The 18,597-nt window shown below is 59.1% G+C and carries 15 protein-coding genes and 1 pseudogene; 1 reads left to right on the forward strand and 15 read right to left on the reverse strand.

Annotated elements, in window-relative coordinates; translation table 11 throughout:
- Nucleotides 1-5: 5 nt before the first annotated feature.
- From ribA to ACSSVV_RS07065, 6 genes are all read right to left on the reverse strand, one after another.
- Nucleotides 6-617, reverse strand: coding sequence for a GTP cyclohydrolase II (ribA, locus tag ACSSVV_RS07040; protein ID WP_014420644.1), 612 nt, complete (start codon nucleotides 615-617; stop codon nucleotides 6-8).
- A gap of 132 nt (nucleotides 618-749) precedes the next feature.
- Nucleotides 750-1,232 carry a cyclic pyranopterin monophosphate synthase MoaC gene (moaC, locus tag ACSSVV_RS07045; protein ID WP_011785899.1) on the reverse strand — a complete coding sequence of 161 codons (483 nt, stop codon included), beginning with the start codon at nucleotides 1,230-1,232 and terminating at the stop codon, nucleotides 750-752.
- Nucleotides 1,233-1,319: 87 nt separating this feature from the next.
- Nucleotides 1,320-2,309, reverse strand: a complete 990-nt coding sequence (locus tag ACSSVV_RS07050) for a Nudix family hydrolase (protein WP_011785900.1) — start codon at nucleotides 2,307-2,309, stop codon at nucleotides 1,320-1,322.
- Nucleotides 2,290-3,507: a bifunctional glutamate N-acetyltransferase/amino-acid acetyltransferase ArgJ gene (argJ, locus tag ACSSVV_RS07055; protein ID WP_011785901.1), complete on the reverse strand. Its 1,218-nt coding sequence runs from the start codon at nucleotides 3,505-3,507 to the stop codon at nucleotides 2,290-2,292. The genes ACSSVV_RS07050 and argJ overlap by 20 nt, the downstream gene beginning before the upstream one ends.
- Nucleotides 3,508-3,608: 101 nt before the next feature.
- Nucleotides 3,609-6,347, reverse strand: a complete 2,739-nt coding sequence (secA, locus tag ACSSVV_RS07060) for a preprotein translocase subunit SecA (protein ID WP_011785902.1) — start codon at nucleotides 6,345-6,347, stop codon at nucleotides 3,609-3,611.
- 89 nt (nucleotides 6,348-6,436) lie between these two features.
- On the reverse strand, nucleotides 6,437-7,375 hold the full coding sequence (locus ACSSVV_RS07065; RefSeq protein ID WP_014420640.1) for a M23 family metallopeptidase: 939 nt from the start codon (nucleotides 7,373-7,375) through the stop codon (nucleotides 6,437-6,439).
- Nucleotides 7,376-7,606: 231 nt separating this feature from the next.
- Between ACSSVV_RS07065 and ACSSVV_RS07070 the strand changes: the two genes are divergently transcribed.
- The gene (locus ACSSVV_RS07070) at nucleotides 7,607-8,056 is read left to right on the forward strand and encodes a DUF721 domain-containing protein (protein WP_011785904.1); all 450 of its coding nucleotides are present in this window, start codon (nucleotides 7,607-7,609) and stop codon (nucleotides 8,054-8,056) included.
- Between the two features lie 11 nt (nucleotides 8,057-8,067).
- Here ACSSVV_RS07070 and lpxC read toward each other — a convergent pair whose 3' ends face one another.
- The 9 genes and pseudogenes from lpxC to murD all read right to left on the reverse strand — a co-directional run bounded on the left by lpxC (nucleotide 8,068) and on the right by murD (nucleotide 18,586).
- Complete coding sequence (gene lpxC / locus ACSSVV_RS07075) at nucleotides 8,068-8,982, reverse strand: UDP-3-O-acyl-N-acetylglucosamine deacetylase (protein WP_011785905.1); 915 nt, start codon at nucleotides 8,980-8,982, stop codon at nucleotides 8,068-8,070.
- Between the two features lie 378 nt (nucleotides 8,983-9,360).
- A pseudogene (ftsZ, locus tag ACSSVV_RS07080) lies at nucleotides 9,361-10,350 on the reverse strand (cell division protein FtsZ); the annotation flags it as partial.
- A gap of 100 nt (nucleotides 10,351-10,450) precedes the next feature.
- Nucleotides 10,451-11,686 (reverse strand): cell division protein FtsA, encoded by a 1,236-nt coding sequence (gene ftsA / locus ACSSVV_RS07085; protein ID WP_011785907.1) that lies wholly within the window; start codon nucleotides 11,684-11,686, stop codon nucleotides 10,451-10,453.
- A gap of 36 nt (nucleotides 11,687-11,722) precedes the next feature.
- A complete protein-coding gene (locus ACSSVV_RS07090) occupies nucleotides 11,723-12,562 on the reverse strand; it encodes a cell division protein FtsQ/DivIB (protein WP_011785908.1) in 840 nt (279 codons plus the stop codon).
- Nucleotides 12,555-13,532 (reverse strand): D-alanine--D-alanine ligase, encoded by a 978-nt coding sequence (locus ACSSVV_RS07095; protein WP_454105775.1) that lies wholly within the window; start codon nucleotides 13,530-13,532, stop codon nucleotides 12,555-12,557. The genes ACSSVV_RS07090 and ACSSVV_RS07095 overlap by 8 nt, the downstream gene beginning before the upstream one ends.
- Complete coding sequence (gene murC / locus ACSSVV_RS07100; protein WP_011785910.1) at nucleotides 13,525-14,970, reverse strand: UDP-N-acetylmuramate--L-alanine ligase; 1,446 nt, start codon at nucleotides 14,968-14,970, stop codon at nucleotides 13,525-13,527. Before murC ends, ACSSVV_RS07095 begins: the two co-directional genes overlap by 8 nt.
- Nucleotides 14,963-16,054, reverse strand: a complete 1,092-nt coding sequence (murG, locus tag ACSSVV_RS07105) for an undecaprenyldiphospho-muramoylpentapeptide beta-N-acetylglucosaminyltransferase (protein ID WP_011785911.1) — start codon at nucleotides 16,052-16,054, stop codon at nucleotides 14,963-14,965. The genes murC and murG overlap by 8 nt, the downstream gene beginning before the upstream one ends.
- Nucleotides 16,047-17,246, reverse strand: a complete 1,200-nt coding sequence (ftsW, locus tag ACSSVV_RS07110; RefSeq protein ID WP_011785912.1) for a putative lipid II flippase FtsW — start codon at nucleotides 17,244-17,246, stop codon at nucleotides 16,047-16,049. The genes murG and ftsW overlap by 8 nt, the downstream gene beginning before the upstream one ends.
- Nucleotides 17,246-18,586 carry a UDP-N-acetylmuramoyl-L-alanine--D-glutamate ligase gene (gene murD, locus ACSSVV_RS07115; protein ID WP_011785913.1) on the reverse strand — a complete coding sequence of 447 codons (1,341 nt, stop codon included), beginning with the start codon at nucleotides 18,584-18,586 and terminating at the stop codon, nucleotides 17,246-17,248. Before murD ends, ftsW begins: the two co-directional genes overlap by 1 nt.
- Nucleotides 18,587-18,597: the final 11 nt, after the last annotated feature.

Consider the following 18,597-nt stretch of genomic DNA (forward strand, 5'->3'; position numbering starts at 1 on the left):
ATCCATCAGACCGGGTCGTCGTCCTGGTGGGTTTCCAGCCAGTGGCCCAGTTTGCTCTGTTTGGTGTTCAGGTAGTGCTCGTTGTGCGGGTTGCGGCCCACATGCAAAGGCACGCGCTCGGCAATGTTGATGCCGTAAGATTCCAGCGCCTTCACCTTGCGCGGGTTGTTGGTCATCAAGCGCAGGCTTTTGATGCCCAGGTGCTCAAGCATGTCTTTGCACATGCTGTAATCCCGGAGATCTGCGCCAAAGCCCAGACGCTCATTCGCTTCCACGGTGTCGGCGCCCTGGTCCTGCAGACGGTAGGCCCGGATCTTGTTCAGCAATCCGATACCGCGGCCTTCCTGACGCAAGTACATCAGAATACCCCGACCCTCCCGGGCGATACTGCGCAACGCTTCTTCCAGCTGATAACCACAGTCACAACGCATGCTGTACAGGGCATCGCCCGTCAGACACTCTGAGTGGGTTCGTGCCAGCAGTGGTTCTGCGCTATCAATGTCCCCCAACGTCAGCGCCACATGCTCCTTCCCGGTGTCCGGCTCCTCAAAGCCGTGCATATCAAACACACCAAAGGGGGTGGGCAAACGGCAGGTTTCAATGTAACGAACAGCCACTGTGTTTCCTCGTGGTTCGGACAAATTGGGCGGGCATTCTATCATGCGGCTGCTTGCCTGGCGTAGTGTCGACACAGTTCCCCTCCGGATTATGCAGTACCCGAAAGGTTACGGTCGCCGCCAGGCTTCAGATCATTGCTCCCGGGCCTGCCAGTGGCCGGAGCGGCCGCCTTTCTTTTCCAGCAGACGCAGATTATCGATCACCATACCTTTGTCGACCGCCTTACACATATCGTAAATGGTCAGGGCGGCCACACTCGCGGCCGTCAGCGCTTCCATTTCAACACCGGTCTGACCGGCCAGTTTGCACCGGGTCTCGATCGCCACAGAGGCGCCATCATCGCCAGCCCTCAGTTCGACTTTCACGGAGGTCAGGTTAAGCGCATGGCACAGGGGAATCAGGTCGTGGGTTCGTTTCGCAGCCATGATGCCTGCTATCCTGGCCGTCGCCAGCACATCCCCCTTGGGGTGCTCACCTTCCAGGATCATTCTCAGGGTTTCCGGAGCCATCCGGACACAGGCCTCGGCTCTGGCCTCGCGTTCCGTCACCGCTTTGTCGGTGACATCCACCATTCGGGCTTCGCCCTTGTCATCCAGATGGGTCAGTTTTGTCACAGAAAACTCCGATTGATCTGTTGAAGAGGTTACTTTGGCATGGCCCGGGCCTGGTTGGAATCCGTAATCGCCCCGGGCCACAGATGGCTACCACCAGAAACCGATACCAGCCACGCCCTGGCCACCAAGCGCGCGGGCCCGGGACTGGTGCTCAGGTCCGAGACCTCCGATACCGTAAACCGGCACATTTGCCGTTGCGGCCAACGCCTGAAAAGCAGCCCACCCGATTCCGGGCTGCCCCGGATGGCTGGGCGTCTCCAGCACATTACCCAGGACCACGTAATCCGCCCCCAGACGCTCTGCATAGCGCAATTGCTCAGCACTATGGCAAGACACACCCAACCAGTAATCGTCGCTGACAGGGCGTTCTGAATGCAGCTGCGCCTCGCACCAGGGCAGGTGAACGCCCTGGACATCTGGAACGGCCCGACACAGGTCTGCCGCCCCATGCAGAATCAACCCGACGCCCCTTTCCCGGCACCCGCCCAGAGCCGCTGCGGCCAGCTCAAGGTACGCAGCCCCGGAGAGGGTCGGAGCGCGAAGCACCACCAGTGAATCCGGCTGCCCCCGGTCGAGAGCGGCACCGAGTCTGGCCAGGCCTGCCGGCGCATCCTCAATTGTTCCGGTAACCGCCAGCCGATGGGGCAATCGCAGCGCTCTGATGATGGGCCGGTTAGCGGCAGGAAACTCTTCGTCCTTGAGCGCCTCAGGAGCCAGCCAGCTGACCGGCTGACCTTCTTTACCCTCTGGCTCGCCCTGAGCCGAGTGGCTTGACCAGACATCAAGAAACACACACTTGTCGCCGTAGTCGTGACGTATGCCAATCACCGGCTCCAGGCTGTCCTCAGTCAGAACCAGCCCGGTCTCTTCGGCGATTTCCCGACACAATGCCTGCTGGACGGTTTCTCCGGGCTCGACCTTACCACCCGGAAACTCCAGCAAACCGCCCTGATGGGCTGTGTCCGGGCGCCTTGCAATCAGGACACGACCATCGCGAACGATCACGCCCACCGCTACATGAACAGTCTTACGGTTAGCCGAAAGACCCTCGACAGACTCAGGTACGGTATTCGGCATTGATGGTCACGTAATCATGGGAAAAATCACAGGTCCAGACCGTTTCCCGGACATTGCCCCGCTTCAGGTCAATAGCAATGGTGATCTCTTCCTGATCCATCACCGCCTGGCCCCGAGCCTCGGAGTAGTCGTCGGCACGGCCACCGTTGCGCACCAGGCAGACATCGCCCAGGTAAATTTCAAGGGCATTGAGGTCCAGATTCTCCACACCGGCACGACCAACGGCCGCCAGGATACGCCCCCAGTTCGGGTCTGAAGCGAACAGGGCGGTTTTCACCAGCGGGGAGTGCGCCACGGTATAGGCTACATCAAGCGCTTCTTGCTGGCTGGCTGCGCCGCTGACATCAATGGTGACGAATTTGGTAGCCCCCTCGCCATCCCGGACAATGGCGTGGGCCAGTTCCAGGTACACGTCCTGCAAGGCCGCCCGCAGTTCCGGCAGCAGCGGGCTGTCGGCGGTAATCTCAGGCCCGCCATACTGGCCACTGGCCATCAGCATGCAGGCATCGTTGGTGGAGGTGTCGCCGTCAATGGTAATGCGGTTGAACGACTTCTCGCCGAGCTCAGAAGCCAGCGTTTGCAGTACCTCCGGCGCAAGACGGGCATCGGTAGCGATGAAGCCGAGCATGGTGGCCATGTTGGGGCGAATCATGCCCGCGCCCTTGCTGATTCCGGAAATGGTCACCCGATGGCCATCCAGATCCAGCTGCCGAGACGCGCCTTTAGGGCGGGTATCGGTGGTCATGATGCCGGATGCCGCCTCTGCCCAGCGGTCTTCCCGGGTGTCGGCCAGAGCCTCTGGCAGTGCACTGACAATCTTGGCGACCGGCAATGGCTCTCCAATCACCCCGGTAGAGAATGGCAATACCTGGCTGGCAGAAATGCCCGCCTCTTTCGCCAGCGCCTCGCAGCAGGCCGCGGCGTCCGTCAGGCCCCGTTCGCCGGTACCGGCGTTGGCATTGCCGGTGTTGATCAACAGATATCGCGGAGCATCCTGGGACAGGTGGCGGCGACTGAGGACCACTGGGGCCGCACAGAACTGGTTGCGGGTAAAAATACCCGCTACCCGGGTTTCCGGCGCCAGCTCAAACACCACGATGTCTTTTCTGCCGGGCTTTTTGATCCCCGCACTGGCTATGCCCAGCTTGATTCCCGCCACCGGGAAGAAATCGGGTAAGGTTCCTGGACCTACCGCCATGCCTGTCTCCTTGAATTTTCCTGATCTTCAAACGACAGAACCCGCAAGCGCCAGCGCACTGGCGAATTGCGGGTTCTGGTTTCCGGCTACTCGGTGGCTGGTCAGCTCACCTTTCCGCAGCATTGCTTGTATTTTTTGCCAGACCCGCAGGGACAAGGCTCGTTACGACCGACCTTGCGCTCCTGGCGGACAAAGGTCTCCGGGGTTGCCTGCTGGCCCTGCTGGCCATCGTCACCCTCGCCTTCTGCCTGGGCGGCACTGGCCTGCTCGTGACGGAGTTTGGCGCGCGCCATTTCCCGCTCCAGCTCTTCCTTGCGTCGACGTTCGATTTCCGCCATTTCCTCCTGGCTCTGAACCCGCACATGGCACAAAACCCGGGTAACGTCACGCTTCATGGTATCGAGCATGGTTTCGAACAGGTTAAACGCCTCGCGCTTGTATTCCTGCTTCGGGTTCTTCTGAGCGTAGCCACGCAGATGGATACCCCGGCGCAGGTGATCCATGTTGGACAAATGCTCCTTCCACAGGGTATCCAGCACCTGCAGGAACACCTGCTTCTCAAACTTGCGCATGGCTTCGGAACCGGCCACTTCTTCCTTGGCCTTGTACTCAGCCACAATGGCGTCGAGAATCTTCTGGCGAAGATTGTCTTCATACAGTTTATTGTCGTCCTTCAGCCACTGCTGGATGGGCAGCTCAATCGCCATCTCGGACTGCAACTGAGCCTCCAGCCCCTGCACATCCCACTGTTCGGGCATGCTTTGCGGCGGAATAAACTCACTGACCACCGAATCCACCACGTCTTCACGGATGGTATCGATCATCTCGGAAATATCGTTGGACGCCATCACCTCGTTGCGCTGCTCGTAAATGACCGTACGCTGATCGTTGGCGACATCGTCGTATTCAAGCAGCGTTTTACGCATATCGAAGTTGCGGCCTTCGACCTTGCGCTGCGACTTTTCAATGGCATTGGTGACCATCCGGTGCTCGATGGCTTCACCTTTCTTCATGCCCATGGCCTGCATCAGATTCTTCACGCGCTCCGGCGCAAAGATCCGCATCAGGTTGTCCTCCAGCGAGAGGAAGAATCGGGAAGAGCCCGGATCCCCCTGACGACCGGCACGACCCCGGAGCTGGTTATCAATCCGGCGGGACTCGTGGCGCTCGGTACCGATGATGTGCAAGCCACCGGCGTCCAGTACCTGGTTGTGGCGCTCAGTCCACTCCGCCTTCATGCGAGCCACTTCCTCTTCCGAGGGATTATCCAGGGCCGCAACTTCGTACTCCCAGTTGCCACCGAGGACAATATCGGTACCCCGACCCGCCATATTGGTGGCGATGGTAACCGCACCCGGGCGCCCTGCCTGGGCAATAATCAGGGCTTCGGATTCGTGCTGTTTGGCGTTCAGGATCTTGTGGTCAATGCGCGCCTTCTTCAGCAGCATGGACAGAAGTTCGGAGGCTTCGATGGACGCGGTGCCCACCAGAATGGGCCGCCCTTCTGCGGTCACATCCTTGATTTCGTCGATGATAGCGTGGAACTTCTCTTCCTGGGTCAGGTACACCAGGTCGTTGTAATCAATCCGCTGAATAGGCTTGTTCGGCGGAATAACCACCACGTCCAGACCGTAAATCTGGCGGAATTCGAAAGCTTCGGTATCGGCGGTACCGGTCATACCGGCCAGCTTGTCATAGAGACGGAAATAGTTCTGGAAGGTAGTCGACGCCAGCGTCTGACTTTCGGCCTGAATCTTGAGACCTTCTTTTGCTTCAATCGCCTGATGCAGACCTTCGCTCCACCGGCGACCAGGCATGGTCCGGCCAGTGTGTTCATCTACGATCACCACCTGACCGCCCTGGACAATGTAATCCACGTCTTTCTGGAACAGGTGATGGGCGCGAAGCGCCGAGTGCACATGGTGCAGCAGGCTCAGGTTGGCAGCCGAATACAGGCTTTCGCCCTCCTTCAGCAGGCCCTGACCAAGCAGCAGATCTTCAACCTTCTCATGACCGGATTCGGTCAGTTCAACCTGACGGGATTTCTCATCAATGGTGAAGTCACCGGAGGATTCACCTTCCTCGCTCACCTCACCTTTCTCAAGACTCGGCACCAGAGCATTGACGGCCTGATACAGTTTGGAAGAATCCTCAGCGGCACCGGAAATAATGAGCGGGGTACGGGCCTCGTCGATCAGGATGGAATCGACTTCATCGACAATGGCAAAGTTAAGACCGCGCTGAACCTTGTCCTCAATGCTGAAGGCCATGTTGTCGCGCAGATAGTCGAAACCGAACTCGTTATTGGTGCCATAGGTGATATCCGCCTGATAGGCGGCACGCTTTTCTTCCGGCGGCTGGCCCGACGCCACCACTCCCACCTGCATGCCGAGGAAACGGTAAAGTTTGCCCATCCACTCGGCGTCACGGCGAGCCAGGTAATCGTTCACGGTTACCACGTGCACGCCTTTACCGGGAAGCGCATTCAGGTAGACCGCGGCGGTAGCCACCAGAGTTTTCCCTTCACCGGTCTTCATTTCGGCGATTCGACCTTCATGCAGGGTCATGCCCCCGATGAGCTGGACATCGTAGTGGCGCATGCCCATCACCCGGCGGCTGGCCTCCCGCACTGTGGCAAACACTTCAGGCAGCAGGCTGTCCAGCGCTTCACCTTCATCAAGTCTGCGCCGGAACTCAGCAGTCTTGCCTTGCAACTCGGTGTCAGACAATGCGCCAAACTGTTCCTCAAGTTCATTGATACGCGTAACTACTTTGCGCATCCTCTTGATTTCTCTGGCGTTCTTACTGCCGAACATCTTGGTTGCAAGCTTTGTGAACATAGACCACTGCTTCTTCAGTTAAACGGAGGAAGCCGGCATTCTAACCTTATTTGGCGACAGGACAAAAGGCGGGGTTCACGGGAATGGAATCAGCGGCTTGCGCGCTGGATGTATTTCACGGGATTTTCGGATTTACCATTGCGGATAACTTCAAAATGCACATGGGGGCCGGTGGACCGGCCGGTGCTGCCCATCAGTGCAACAACCTGGCTTTTCTGCACCACATCCCCAACCTTAACCTTGATGGCCTTGGCGTGGGCATACCGGGTAACCAGGCCGTCGCCATGGTCGATTTCAACCAGATTTCCGTAGCCATAACGCTCGTCGGCCCAGGTTACAACACCAGCCGCCACGGCAATAATGTCGCTGCCTTCCTTGCCCGCCAGATCAACACCGGCATGCCAGGTACGTTTTCCGGTAAAAGGATCCGAGCGGTATCCGTATTTGGACGAGAGCCAGCCCCAGGTGATCGGCCGCCCCTGCACATAGAGCTCATCTTCCAGCTTTTTGCGGGAAGCGACTTTATCGAGCAGGCGCAGTTGCTTTTCACGATCGTTGATCTGCTGTTCCAGCTGATTGATCATGTCCGTCAGCTCGGGAGCCGTGTAGGAATCCCCGGGTAGCGCATCTTCTTCGGGGCCACCAACCGCTGCCGGCTTGTCAAAATTGAATTCATCGCTGGCGACCATGCCGGTTTCCACGAATCGCTGGCCGAGCGCATCCAGGCGCAGCAGACGACCCTGAATCTGGCCCAGCCGAAGGGTCAGCGCATCAATCTGCTGCTGCACGTTCTCACGAACCCGGGCGACTTCGTCCTTCTGATCTTGCAGCCTTTCTTTCCAGCCCGCCACAAGCTCAGACTCGGTGGGTTGCCGAGCTTCAAACTGACTGATCGCCACCTGATAGCCAGCCCATCCGGCTGCCGCCAGCGTGGCCAACACCAGAAAGACCAGGCCACACAACAGCGGCCCATTCAGCGGTATTGCCCTGGACTGACCGTGACGTTTGCCTACGAAAATTACGTTCATATCGTCTTTCGGTTTCATTGTTGAGCCGCAACCGTATCCCTGTAGTGCTGCGACCCGGAAATATTCCGAGCGGGTCTGCTATCCTTGGCAACAACTACGTACTGAATAATCGCAGCGCCCGGTAGACTCTCTCACTCGTGACAATGTAAAACGAGAGTAACAATGGCGCTACGCACAAAGCGTGCCGAAGTGTAACCAATCGTAAACAGGCTCGTCGAGAAAAAAGCGACCATGACGGAAAAAAATGATCAAAAAATGATCTTTGGCAAAGGGTCGGCTGGCAACAATACGCTCAAAGAGCTGATGTCCAAAGCCGAACTGCACCTGCAGGCCGAACAACTGGTACTCGCGGCCATTCCCGCAGAACTGTCCGAGGGTACCCGATTCGTCAGCTGTCGGGAGGGGGAACTGGTGCTGTCTACTGATAATGCAAGCAAAGCCACGCGACTGCGCTTCCGCCAGCACGAGATCATGTCGGCACTGAGGGAGAATGAACTGTTCCGCTACGTCTGGAAGGTCAGAATCAAGGTCAGCCCACCCAGATTCGCCAGCCGACGCAAACCGGTAAAAGAGCCGCTCAGCAAAGAAAATGCCCGGCTCCTCCAGGAGGAAGCCGGGCACACGAAGGATAAAGCTCTACGCGAGGTTCTCGAAAAACTCGCCAGCCACGTCCGGGATTAAGGCTTCCCGCCTTAACCCGCCGCCAGCACAGGTTTCATATAAGAGATAGGCGCAGTGGCTTCATCATCGAAGGTCACTACTTCCCATGCATCTTCTTCTGCCCTGAGCTTGCGCAGCAGCTTGTTGTTCAGGTCGTGACCTGATTTGATACCACGGAACTCACCAATCAGGCTGTTGCCCAGCAGATAGAGATCGCCGATGGCATCCAGTACCTTGTGCTTGACGAACTCGTCATCGTAGCGGAGACCGTCCTCATTGAGGATCTTGTAGTCGTCCACCACAATCGCATTATCCACGCTGCCACCCAGTGCCAGGTTCATCGCTCGCAACTTTTCGATATCACGCATGAACCCGAAGGTTCTGGCGCGGGACACTTCCTTCACAAAGGAGGTGCTGGAAAAGTCCACGGTCGCTGTCTGGGCACGGCCCTTGAAGACCGGGTGATCAAAATCAATCCCGAAGCTCACCTTGAAGCCTTCGAACGGCAGGAAGGTGGCTTTTTTGTCGCCCTCTTCCACAGTGACTTCGCGCTTGATGCGGATAAAACGCTTGGCCGCTTCCTGCTCGGAGATACCGGCAGACTGAAGCAGGAACACGAACGGCCCGGCAGAGCCATCCATGATCGGCACTTCTGCAGCGCTGAGCTCGACAAAACAGTTGTCGATGCCGAGACCAGCCATGGCGGAGAGCAGATGCTCTACCGTCGCCACACGGACACCGTCTTTTACCAGCGTCGTGGACAGCATGGTCTCACCCACATTCTCCGCACAGGCACGGATTTCGACCATCGGGTCGAGGTCCGTGCGGCGGAAGATGATCCCCGTGTCGACGGGTGCTGGCTTCAGGGTCAGGTATACCTTTTCCCCGGAATGCAGGCCAACACCGGTCGCGCGGATGGTGTTTTTGAGTGTCCGTTGTCTGATCATCGGTTCATTATTCCGTCACAAAAAGTCGATATTCTGAGCAAAAAACTGCCCGGAGAATATCAGAATTCAAGACTGAGTACCATTTAACCAACATGACTTTACTTAACCTTTGCAATAGTCATGAGCTATGGCGCATCAGCTCAACTTAGGCGGAAGCTTATGCTTTCTGATTCACAGTAAAGCCAGCCCTGCCACGGTTGAAACAGATTATCAATCAGCCTGCCGGCGAAGGAATGCGGGAATATCGAGATAGTCCACGCCCTGTTCTTCGCTTTCTTTGCTCTGATCCAGCGCCACATTACCCTGGGCAACCGCACGACGACGCAACACGGCCGGGCGATCCAGCTGGTTGTAATCGGTCTTGCCATCGAGGGTACGGGTGTTGTCCACCACCTTGGTCGGCTTCTCGCGCTCGCCACCCAGGCCAGTCGCCACAACAGTAACCTTGAGCTCGTCGGTCATTTCCGGATCGATCACGGTACCGACCACCACAGTGGCTGAATCGGACGCGAATTCGCGCACAATGTCGCCCACTTCGGAGAACTCGCCCAGATTCAGGTCCATACCAGCGGTGATATTGACCAGAATACCCTTGGCACCCTGCAGGTTGATATCTTCGAGCAGCGGGCTGCGAACCGCGGCTTCTGCGGCTTCACGGGCACGATTCTCGCCGGTGGCGCGACCGGTACCCATCATCGCCATGCCCATCTCGGACATAACCGTTTTCACGTCGGCAAAGTCGACGTTGATCATACCGTTGCGGGTAATCAGGTCAGCAATGCCCTGAACCGCACCCAGCAACACATCATTGGCGGAGGCAAAGGCATCCAGCAGGCTGGTTTTCTTGCCCATGACTGCCAACAGCTTTTCATTGGGAATGGTAATCAGGGAGTCAACGCTCTCTTCCAGTTCTTTCAGACCGGCTTCAGCCACACTCATGCGCTTGCCGCCTTCAAACTGGAACGGCTTGGTAACCACCGCAACCGTCAGGATACCCAGCTCACGGGCAACTTCAGCAACCACGGGGGCTGCTCCGGTACCGGTACCGCCACCCATGCCGGCGGTGATGAACACCATATCGGAGCCGCTCAGAGCTTCAGCAATACGGTCGCGATCTTCCAGTGCAGACTGGCGACCGACTTCCGGATTGGCACCCGCACCCAGGCCCTTGGTGATGTTGCCACCCAGCTGAATAATCTGACGTGCGTCCAGGTCCTTCAGGGCCTGGGCATCTGTGTTGGCGCAGATAAATTCAACGCCTTCCACGTCGCTGTTGAGCATGTGACGAACGGCGTTGCCACCGCCACCGCCAACACCGACGACCTTGATAACTGCGTTCTGCTGAACATTATCAACGAGTTCAAACATTTCCCCTACTCCTTCGTGCTGTGTCCGGCCTTTCCAGGCCGGTTGCTTCAATCGTTGTGTTTTTTTCGAGAGACCTTCGTGTACTGCAACCGGAACACCGTCAGAAATGACCGGTGAACCAGGCTTTCATGCGCTCAACCAGCGAGGGAGCCTCCTCCCCCTTGAGCACCGGCGCCCGGCCAAGATCCATTTGCCGGAAGCCATGGATCAACAATCCGACGCCAGTGGCGTATATCGGGTTGTTGACCACTTCCGTCATACCGGAAACCGCCTGCGGACAGGCCAGTCTTACCGGCATGTGGAAGATTTCTTCAGCCAGCTCCACCACCCCTTCCATGGTGGACGAGCCGCCTGTAATCACGATGCCTGCCGGGATCAGATCCTCGAACCCGGACCGGCGCAACTCAGACTGCACCAGCGTGAACAGCTCCTCATAGCGGGGCTCAACGACCTCCGCCAGAGCCTGACGCGAAAGATCCCGCGGAGCCCGGTCTCCCACGCTGGGAACCTTGATGGTTTCTTCCGCACCCGCCAGTTGGGTCAGGGCGCAGGCGTACTTGATCTTGATTTCCTCGGCATTCTGGGTGGGCGTGCGCAACGCCATGGCAATGTCGTTGGTCACCTGGTCACCGGCGATCGGGATGACGGCGGTATGGCGAATTGCCCCGCCCGTGAACACGGCAATGTCGGTTGTACCACCACCGATATCCACCACACAGACGCCCAATTCCTTTTCATCCTCGGTCAGGATGGCGTGGCTGGAAGCCAGTTGTTCCAGAATGATGTCGTCCACTTCCAGCCCGCAGCGTTTGACACACTTCTCGATGTTCTGGGCCGCATTCACGGCACAGGTCACCAGGTGAACTTTGGCCTCCAGCCGCACACCGGACATCCCCATCGGTTCCTTGATACCTTCCTGGTTATCGATGACGAACTCCTGAGGCAGGATGTGCAGGATTTTCTGGTCCGCCGGAATCGCCACCGCCTGGGCAGCGTCAATCACCCGGTCAATATCCGCCTGGGTGACTTCCCGGTCCCGGATCGCCACGATGCCGTGGGAATTGAGGCTCTTGATGTGGCTGCCAGCAATACCGGCGTACACCGAATGAATGCGACAACCCGCCATCAGTTCGGCCTCTTCAACCGCGCGCTGAATGGCCTGTACCGTGGTTTCAATGTTCACCACAACACCGCGTTTGAGCCCCCGGGACGGGTGTGAACCGATACCGACCACTTCGATGGTTCCATCCATCTTGCGCTTGCCGACTATCGCCACCACCTTGGAGGTTCCAATATCCAGGCCGACAATCATGTTTTCCGTTTCAACCGATGACATGTGTTTCACCAAACCCCAGGTTCGTAGTAATCGTTATCAGGATTTCGGAGCAGCCTGAGCCACGTCCGTCTTCCACTGCACCGCCACCCCGTTCGAGTAGCGGACATCTATCCGGCTGACCTCATCAACCCGCGAGGCCAGACGGTTCTCATAAACGGTGATAAAGCGTTCAAACCGTTGTTCTACCTGATCTCGCCCCAGCACCACTTCGATGCCATTGCTGAGAGTCAGGGTCCAGGCGCCACGTTGCTCCAGCGCCAGTCCGGCAAAACCCAGGCCATATCCCACCAACTGCTCGCTCATGGTCCGGGCCATACCGATCACGTCCCTGACCCGCTCATCCGGCCCAGCCAGACGGGGCAGCTTTCCGGCCACCTCCGGATTCGGTGGCGAGAACAGTTCGCCTGAACGGCTCACCAGTCGACCATCGGTCCAGTAGGCCAGTGGCTTCTTTTCCCGAATATCGATTTCAAGACGGCCTGGCCAGACTCGCTTTATCGCTGCCGACGCCACCCAGGGGCGCCGTTCCAGTTCAGCCTTGATGTCAGCCAGATCGGTGGCGAAATAGCTTTTGCCAATCCAGGCGCCGGCCGCTCGCTCAATAGCCGTCTGGCTGTCGCCAACAAATTCGCCCCGCACATCCACCGCCAGTATCTGCTGATCCATGGCGGTCAGCATCCGGTCCGTTGCCCAGGGCACCATGGCGGCCAGAAGTACCACCGTTGCGCCCAGGCCGACCTGCAACCAGGGTACGGCCGACAGCACAGCTTTCAACACACCAAACCGGTCCCGCTCAGGCCCGACAGAGGTTGCCCCCCGGCGGCGTGGCGGTTCGGGCGGTACCGCCCGGCTCCGGATCAGCAACGTCTCAAGCATCGATGCCCTCCGCCAGCGTGTCCCTGAGAATTCGCACCACCAGTTCTTCAAAACTGATGCCGGCCGCCTTTGCGGCCATCGGCACCAGGCTGTGGTCCGTCATACCGGGAACCGTGTTAACCTCAAGCAACCAGAACTCACCGGCCCGATCCTGCATGATGTCGACCCGTCCCCAGGTGCGACAGCCCAGCACCCGGAAGGCATCCAGGGCCAGATGCTGCAATCTCAATTCGTCATCGGGCGCCAGACCACAGGGAATACGGTACCGGGTATCGTCCGCCAGGTACTTGGCGTCATAGTCGTAAAAGGCGTGATCGGTGCTCAGGCCAATCGCCGGTAACGCTTTGTCCTGTAGCAGGCTGACGGTAAACTCCGGCCCTTCGATCCACTGCTCTACCAGCACCAGATCATCCAGCCGGGCTGCCGCCTCATAGGCTTCAGCCAGCTCTGCCGCGCTGCTCACTTTACGGATACCGATACTCGAACCTTCGTGGGCCGGTTTCACACTAAGGGGCGCCCCCAGTGCCGTCGCAATGCCCTCAGCCTCGCCCACTGACGTCATGGCGCGAAATGCCGGCGTAGGCAGCCCGCAACCCTCGAACACATACTTGGTCCGCAATTTGTCCATGGCCAGTGCCGATGCCAGCACCTCACTGCCGGTATAGGGAATGCCAGCCTGCCCAAGGATCGCCTGCAGGGTGCCGTCCTCACCGCCGCGGCCATGGAGGGCAATAAACACACGATCGAAGTCGGGTTCGTCCACGGTACGCAGCAGGCAGCCCTGAATGTCCCGGCCAACCGCATCGATACCCGCCGACTGCAGCGCGGCCAGCACGGCTTTGCCACTTTTCAGGGATACTTCCCGCTCGGCGGAATCGCCCCCCATGAACACAGCCACGCGCCCCAGCGCCCGAACCAGTTCGGGGTGAGCCTGATACGGCTGAATGTCGTTGTGGGTCAGATCACTCACTTGCCTTGACTCCTGCTGCTGCCAGCCTTGCCGCTACACCACCGATATCGCCAGCCCCCTGGGTGATCAACAGATCGCCATCCTGCAGCACATTGGCCAGCAGACTCTCGATTTCACGATTATCTTCAACAAACACGGGCTCTACCTTGCCCCGCTGCCGGATGCTCCGGCACAGAGCCCGCCCGTCCGCTCCCGGAATCGCCGGCTCACCCGCGGAATACACATCCATCAGCAACAGCCCATCCACTTCGGACAATACCCGCACGAAATCCTCGTAAAGGTCCCGGGTGCGGGTGTATCGGTGTGGCTGATACAGCATCACGATCCGGCGCTGGGGCCAGGCTTCGCGGGCAGCGCGGATGACGGCCTCCACCTCGGTAGGATGGTGGCCGTAGTCGTCCACCAGCGTCGCTGCTGCTTTCGGGGTCCGGTACTCGCCGTACACCTGGAACCGTCGACCAACACCGGCAAATCCGGCCAGCCCGCGGCAGATGGCCTGGTCATCCACCCCTTCATCGGTCGCCACGGCAATCGTTGCCAGGGCGTTCAGGACGTTGTGGCGACCCGGCATTTTCAGTTCCACCTGGAGATCCGGCCGACCACCAGGGCGACGCACCAGGAACCGGGTTTTCAGACCATCGGAGGTAATGTTCTCCGCCCGGTAATCAGCATCAGGATTGTCGATGCCATAAGTGATAATGGCCCGGGATATGCGCGGAATGATTTCCTGAACGTAATCGTCGTCCACGCACATCACCGCAACACCGTAAAACGGCAGGTTGTGCAGGAAGTCCACGAAGGTCTGCTTGAGCTTTTCGACATCCCCACCGTAGGTGTCCATGTGGTCAGCTTCAATGTTGGTGACCACGGAGATAACCGGTGTCAGATGCAGGAACGACGCATCGCTTTCGTCGGCTTCTGCCACCAGGTAACGGGAACCACCCAACTGGGCATTGGTTCCGGCGCTGTTGAGTTTGCCACCGATCACAAAGGTGGGGTCCAGTCCGGCCTCTCCCAACACGGAGGCAATCAGGCTGGTGGTTGTGGTTTTGCCGTGGGTACCGGCCACAGCGATACCATGGCGATAGCGCATGATCTCCGCCAGCATCTCGGCCCGGGGTACAATCGGTACCCGCCGTTCACGGGCAGAGACCACTTCCGGGTTGTCGCCGGCAACGGCCGAAGACACTACCACCACGTCGGCCTGATCGGTGTTTTCGGCGCGATGACCGATGTACACATCGACATCCATTGCCCGCAGGCGCGCAGTAACAGCACTGTCCCGGATATCAGAGCCAGATACGTCATAGCCCTGGTTCTTCAGGACTTCGGCGATACCGCTCATCCCGGCACCACCGATCCCGACAAAATGGATGCGGCGGATTCGGCGCATTTCCGGCACCTGATAGACCAGTGGCGGATTGGTTGCATCAGCCATTGGCGGCCTCCAGACAGTAATTCACGACTCTCTCCGTTGCATCAGGGCGGGCCAGCGAGCGGGCGGCCTTCGCCATGGTCAGAATTCGTTTTCGATCTGTTGCCAGATCCTTCAGGGTTTCCGCCAGCACCTCCGGGGTCAGCCTGGGCTGTGGAACCAGGATGGCCGCCCCGGCTTTCACCATGTGCTGGCCATTACGGGTCTGGTGGTCATCGACCGCGTGGGGGAATGGCACCAAAATCGCGCCAATTCCGGCCGCACAGAGTTCAGACACCGTCAGCGCACCGGCACGACAGATCACTAGATCAGCCCAGCCGTAGGCCTCCGCCATATCGCGGATAAAGGGCTCAACGCTGGCGTTTACTCCAGCTTCTTCGTATGCCGCCTGGGCTGCCTCGAGGTTTTTCTCGCCACACTGGTGCCGCACGTCCGGGCGATCTGCCTCCGGCATCAGTGCCAGCGCCTGCGGCAGTTGCTGATTGAACACCTGGGCTCCCAGACTGCCACCAACAACCAACACCCGGAGCTTGCCGCTACGGCCCGCCAACCGTTGTTCGGGCTCGTCCATCGACGCCACTTCGCCCCGCACCGGATTGCCGGTACAGCGGGTAACCGTCTGGTCACCGAAACTGCCAGGGAACGCTTCCAGCACGGTTTCGGAAAAACGTGTGAGCCAACGATTAGTCATTCCAGCGATGGCGTTCTGTTCATGAATCACCAGCGGCTTGCGCATCAGCCAGGCGGCAATACCACCCGGCCCGGTGACAAAACCGCCCATGCCCACCACGCAGTCGGGGCGGATCCGGCGCAAATGGGTGTAGGCTTCGCCCAAGGCGCGCATTAATCTGAATGGCGCCAGCAACAGCGCCAGCTTGCCTTTACCGCGCAGGCCGGAAATGTGAATGAGCGACAGCGGAATGTCGGTGTCTCCAATCAGACGCTCTTCCATGCCGCCGCTGGCCCCGAGCCAGTGCACCTCGTGTCCCCGTTGCTGCAACGCGCGGGCTGTGGCCAATGCAGGAAACACGTGGCCTCCGGTACCACCGGCCATCATCAGGAAGCGACGGCGAGGTGAATCAGTCATACACCGCTCCTCCTTTGGTCCGGTTGCCCTTTGTTTCCGATGCCACCCTGGCCCTGTCCTGACGCTCCAGCTCTACCCGGGCGATAACCGCGATACCAATGCAGGTAACCATCAGGCTGGAGCCGCCATAACTGACCAGTGGCAGGGTCAAGCCTTTGGTTGGCAACAGCCCTGTACTCACTGCCATGTTGATGCCCGCCTGCAACCCGATCAGTAGCGTGATGCCGTAGCTGAAACAGGCGCCGAACGCCATACCGGCTTTCTCCGCACGCCGGGCAATCACCAGGCCACTGACCACCAGCGCGGCAAACAGGCCCAGCACCACCAGTGCTCCGAGCAGACCGAACTCCTCGGCAATAATCGCGTAGATAAAGTCCGTATGGGCCTCTGGCAGGAAGAACAGTTTCTGCACTGAGTTCCCCAGGCCAACGCCCACCCACTCGCCTCGACCAAAGGCAATCAGTGACTGAGTGAGCTGATAACCACTGTCGAACTGGTCTTTCCAGGGGTCGAGATAGCTGATCACCCGCTTCAATCGGTACGGCTGGGTGACCACCAGAATCGTACCCAGCGCCGCCAGTACGCCAATCAATGGCATGAACCGGCTAAGCCTCACGCCACTGAGAAAAATCATGCCGGCCGCCGCCGTCACCAGCACCACCGTTGCGCCGAAGTCGGGCTGGATAACCAGCAACACCGATGCCACGCCCAGAACTCCGAGGGGTTTCAGGAAGCCTGGCCAGGTATGGAGCAGTTCTTCCCGCCGACGGACCACATAACCGGCCAGGTAGGCGATGAGGCAGAGCTTGGCGACTTCAGACACCTGAACATTGAACAGCCCCATGGGAATCCACCGGGTAGAACCATTAACCGTGCGGCCGAGCGGCGTCAGTACCAGCACCAATACCAGAAGGCCAATCCCCAGCAGCAGCCAGCCACTGCGTTCCCACCAGGAGACCGGCACGTTGACAGCAACAAGAGCCGTGGCACAGCCAAGACCGGCAAACAGGATCTGGCGAATAACGTAGTGGTAACTGTTGCCCAACGTGGCGGCCGCCATGTCCATCGACGCTGACGAAATCATCACTACACCGGTCACCAGCAAGGCCACGGAGGTAATAATCAGCACCGGCAGCGGCTGCAACTCACCCGCCATACCCTGATAATGAGGAACGCTGACGCCTGCCTGCATCACAGCCCCTCCACCAAGGTGCGGAACTGTTCTCCGCGATCGTTGTAATCCCGGAACATGTCAAAACTGGCACAGGCCGGAGACAACAGCACCCTATCGCCTGGTTCAGCCGCCTGGCGGGCAAGGCTGACCGCCTCTTGCAGGGATGTTGCGCGATGCTGTGGCACCGACGCACCGACCGCCCGGGAAATCTTGCCGGCATCCCGGCCAATCAGTACCAACGCGCGACAGCATGCGGCCACCGGCTCCGCGAGCGGCTGGAAATCCGCCCCTTTACCATCTCCGCCAGCGATCAGGATCACCTTGCCTGACTCCGGCACCAGGCTTTCAATGGCCGCGACCGTGGCACCAACATTGGTGCCTTTGGAATCGTTGATGTAATCCACGCCATCCAGGTTGCGGACAGATTCACAGCGATGAGGCAGCCCCCGGAAACGGCGAGCGACCTCCAGCATGGGCTCCATGGCCAGGCCGGCCGCGTATCCCAGGGCCAGGGCTGCCATCACGTTGCTGATGTTATGCCGCCCCATCAACTGGAGTTCACTGGCCAGCAACAGATTTTCCAGGCCCCAGGTAATCCAGGTGCCCTCGTCATCGTCCCGGGTACTGAAGGTCTCCGGATTCACGCGGTTGAAGCCGAAACACAGAAACCTCAGGGTATCCCGAGCCATGGGTGTGCTCAGGGCATCGTCCAGGTTGACGATGGCATTTTTGCAGCCACGGTAGATCCGTTGCTTGGCCTGGAAGTACGCCATCTTGTCCGGGTACCTGTCCATGTGATCGTCACTGACATTCAACACAGTGGCCGCCAGCGCCCCGAGTTCTTCGGTGGTCTCCAGCTGAAAGCTCGACAGCTCCAGTACATAGAGATCCGCACCCTGCTCCAGCAAATCCAGCGCGGGCGTACCGATATTGCCGCCCACCTGCACATTGCGGCCCGCTGCCCGTGCCATTTCCCCAACCAGGGTTGTTACTGTGGTTTTGCCGTTAGAGCCGGTGATGGCGATGATCGGCGCATCGGCCGCATCGGCAAACAGATCGATGTCGCCGCGAATCCGGGCGCCCCGAGCCGCCGCACCGGCAATCGCCGGCTCTGCAATACTGATTCCAGGGCTTACCACCAGCTCATTGAAGCCGGCAAACAGAGCCTCATCGAAGTCGCCCAGATAAACCGGGACGTCCGGCCAACCGGCCTTCAGTTCGTCCAGCCCCGGCGGCTGAAGACGACTATCGGCCACGGCAATCTCACGCCCCTGCCCGGACAGGTAACGCACGCAGGAAAGCCCGGTCTTGCCGAGCCCTACGATTAACGTGCGACGATCCGAAACAATGACACTCATAGCCGTAGCAA

The sequence above is a fragment of the Marinobacter sp. MBR-105 genome, assembly GCF_053628895.1.

What these genes read in the sequence shown, in the direction of transcription:
- ACSSVV_RS07050 (WP_011785900.1), bottom strand. Translation starts at nt 2,309, where the DNA reads ATGCCGAATACCGTACCTGAGTCTGTCGAGGGTCTTTCGGCTAACCGT.
- argJ (WP_011785901.1), bottom strand. Translation starts at nt 3,507, where the DNA reads ATGGCGGTAGGTCCAGGAACCTTACCCGATTTCTTCCCGGTGGCGGGA.
- secA (WP_011785902.1), bottom strand. Translation starts at nt 6,347, where the DNA reads ATGTTCACAAAGCTTGCAACCAAGATGTTCGGCAGTAAGAACGCCAGA.
- ACSSVV_RS07065 (WP_014420640.1), bottom strand. Translation starts at nt 7,375, where the DNA reads ATGAACGTAATTTTCGTAGGCAAACGTCACGGTCAGTCCAGGGCAATA.
- ACSSVV_RS07070 (WP_011785904.1), top strand. Translation starts at nt 7,607, where the DNA reads ATGACGGAAAAAAATGATCAAAAAATGATCTTTGGCAAAGGGTCGGCT.
- lpxC (WP_011785905.1), bottom strand. Translation starts at nt 8,982, where the DNA reads ATGATCAGACAACGGACACTCAAAAACACCATCCGCGCGACCGGTGTT.
- ftsA (WP_011785907.1), bottom strand. Translation starts at nt 11,686, where the DNA reads ATGTCATCGGTTGAAACGGAAAACATGATTGTCGGCCTGGATATTGGA.
- ACSSVV_RS07090 (WP_011785908.1), bottom strand. Translation starts at nt 12,562, where the DNA reads ATGCTTGAGACGTTGCTGATCCGGAGCCGGGCGGTACCGCCCGAACCG.
- murC (WP_011785910.1), bottom strand. Translation starts at nt 14,970, where the DNA reads ATGGCTGATGCAACCAATCCGCCACTGGTCTATCAGGTGCCGGAAATG.
- murG (WP_011785911.1), bottom strand. Translation starts at nt 16,054, where the DNA reads ATGACTGATTCACCTCGCCGTCGCTTCCTGATGATGGCCGGTGGTACC.
- ftsW (WP_011785912.1), bottom strand. Translation starts at nt 17,246, where the DNA reads ATGCAGGCAGGCGTCAGCGTTCCTCATTATCAGGGTATGGCGGGTGAG.
- murD (WP_011785913.1), bottom strand. Translation starts at nt 18,586, where the DNA reads ATGAGTGTCATTGTTTCGGATCGTCGCACGTTAATCGTAGGGCTCGGC.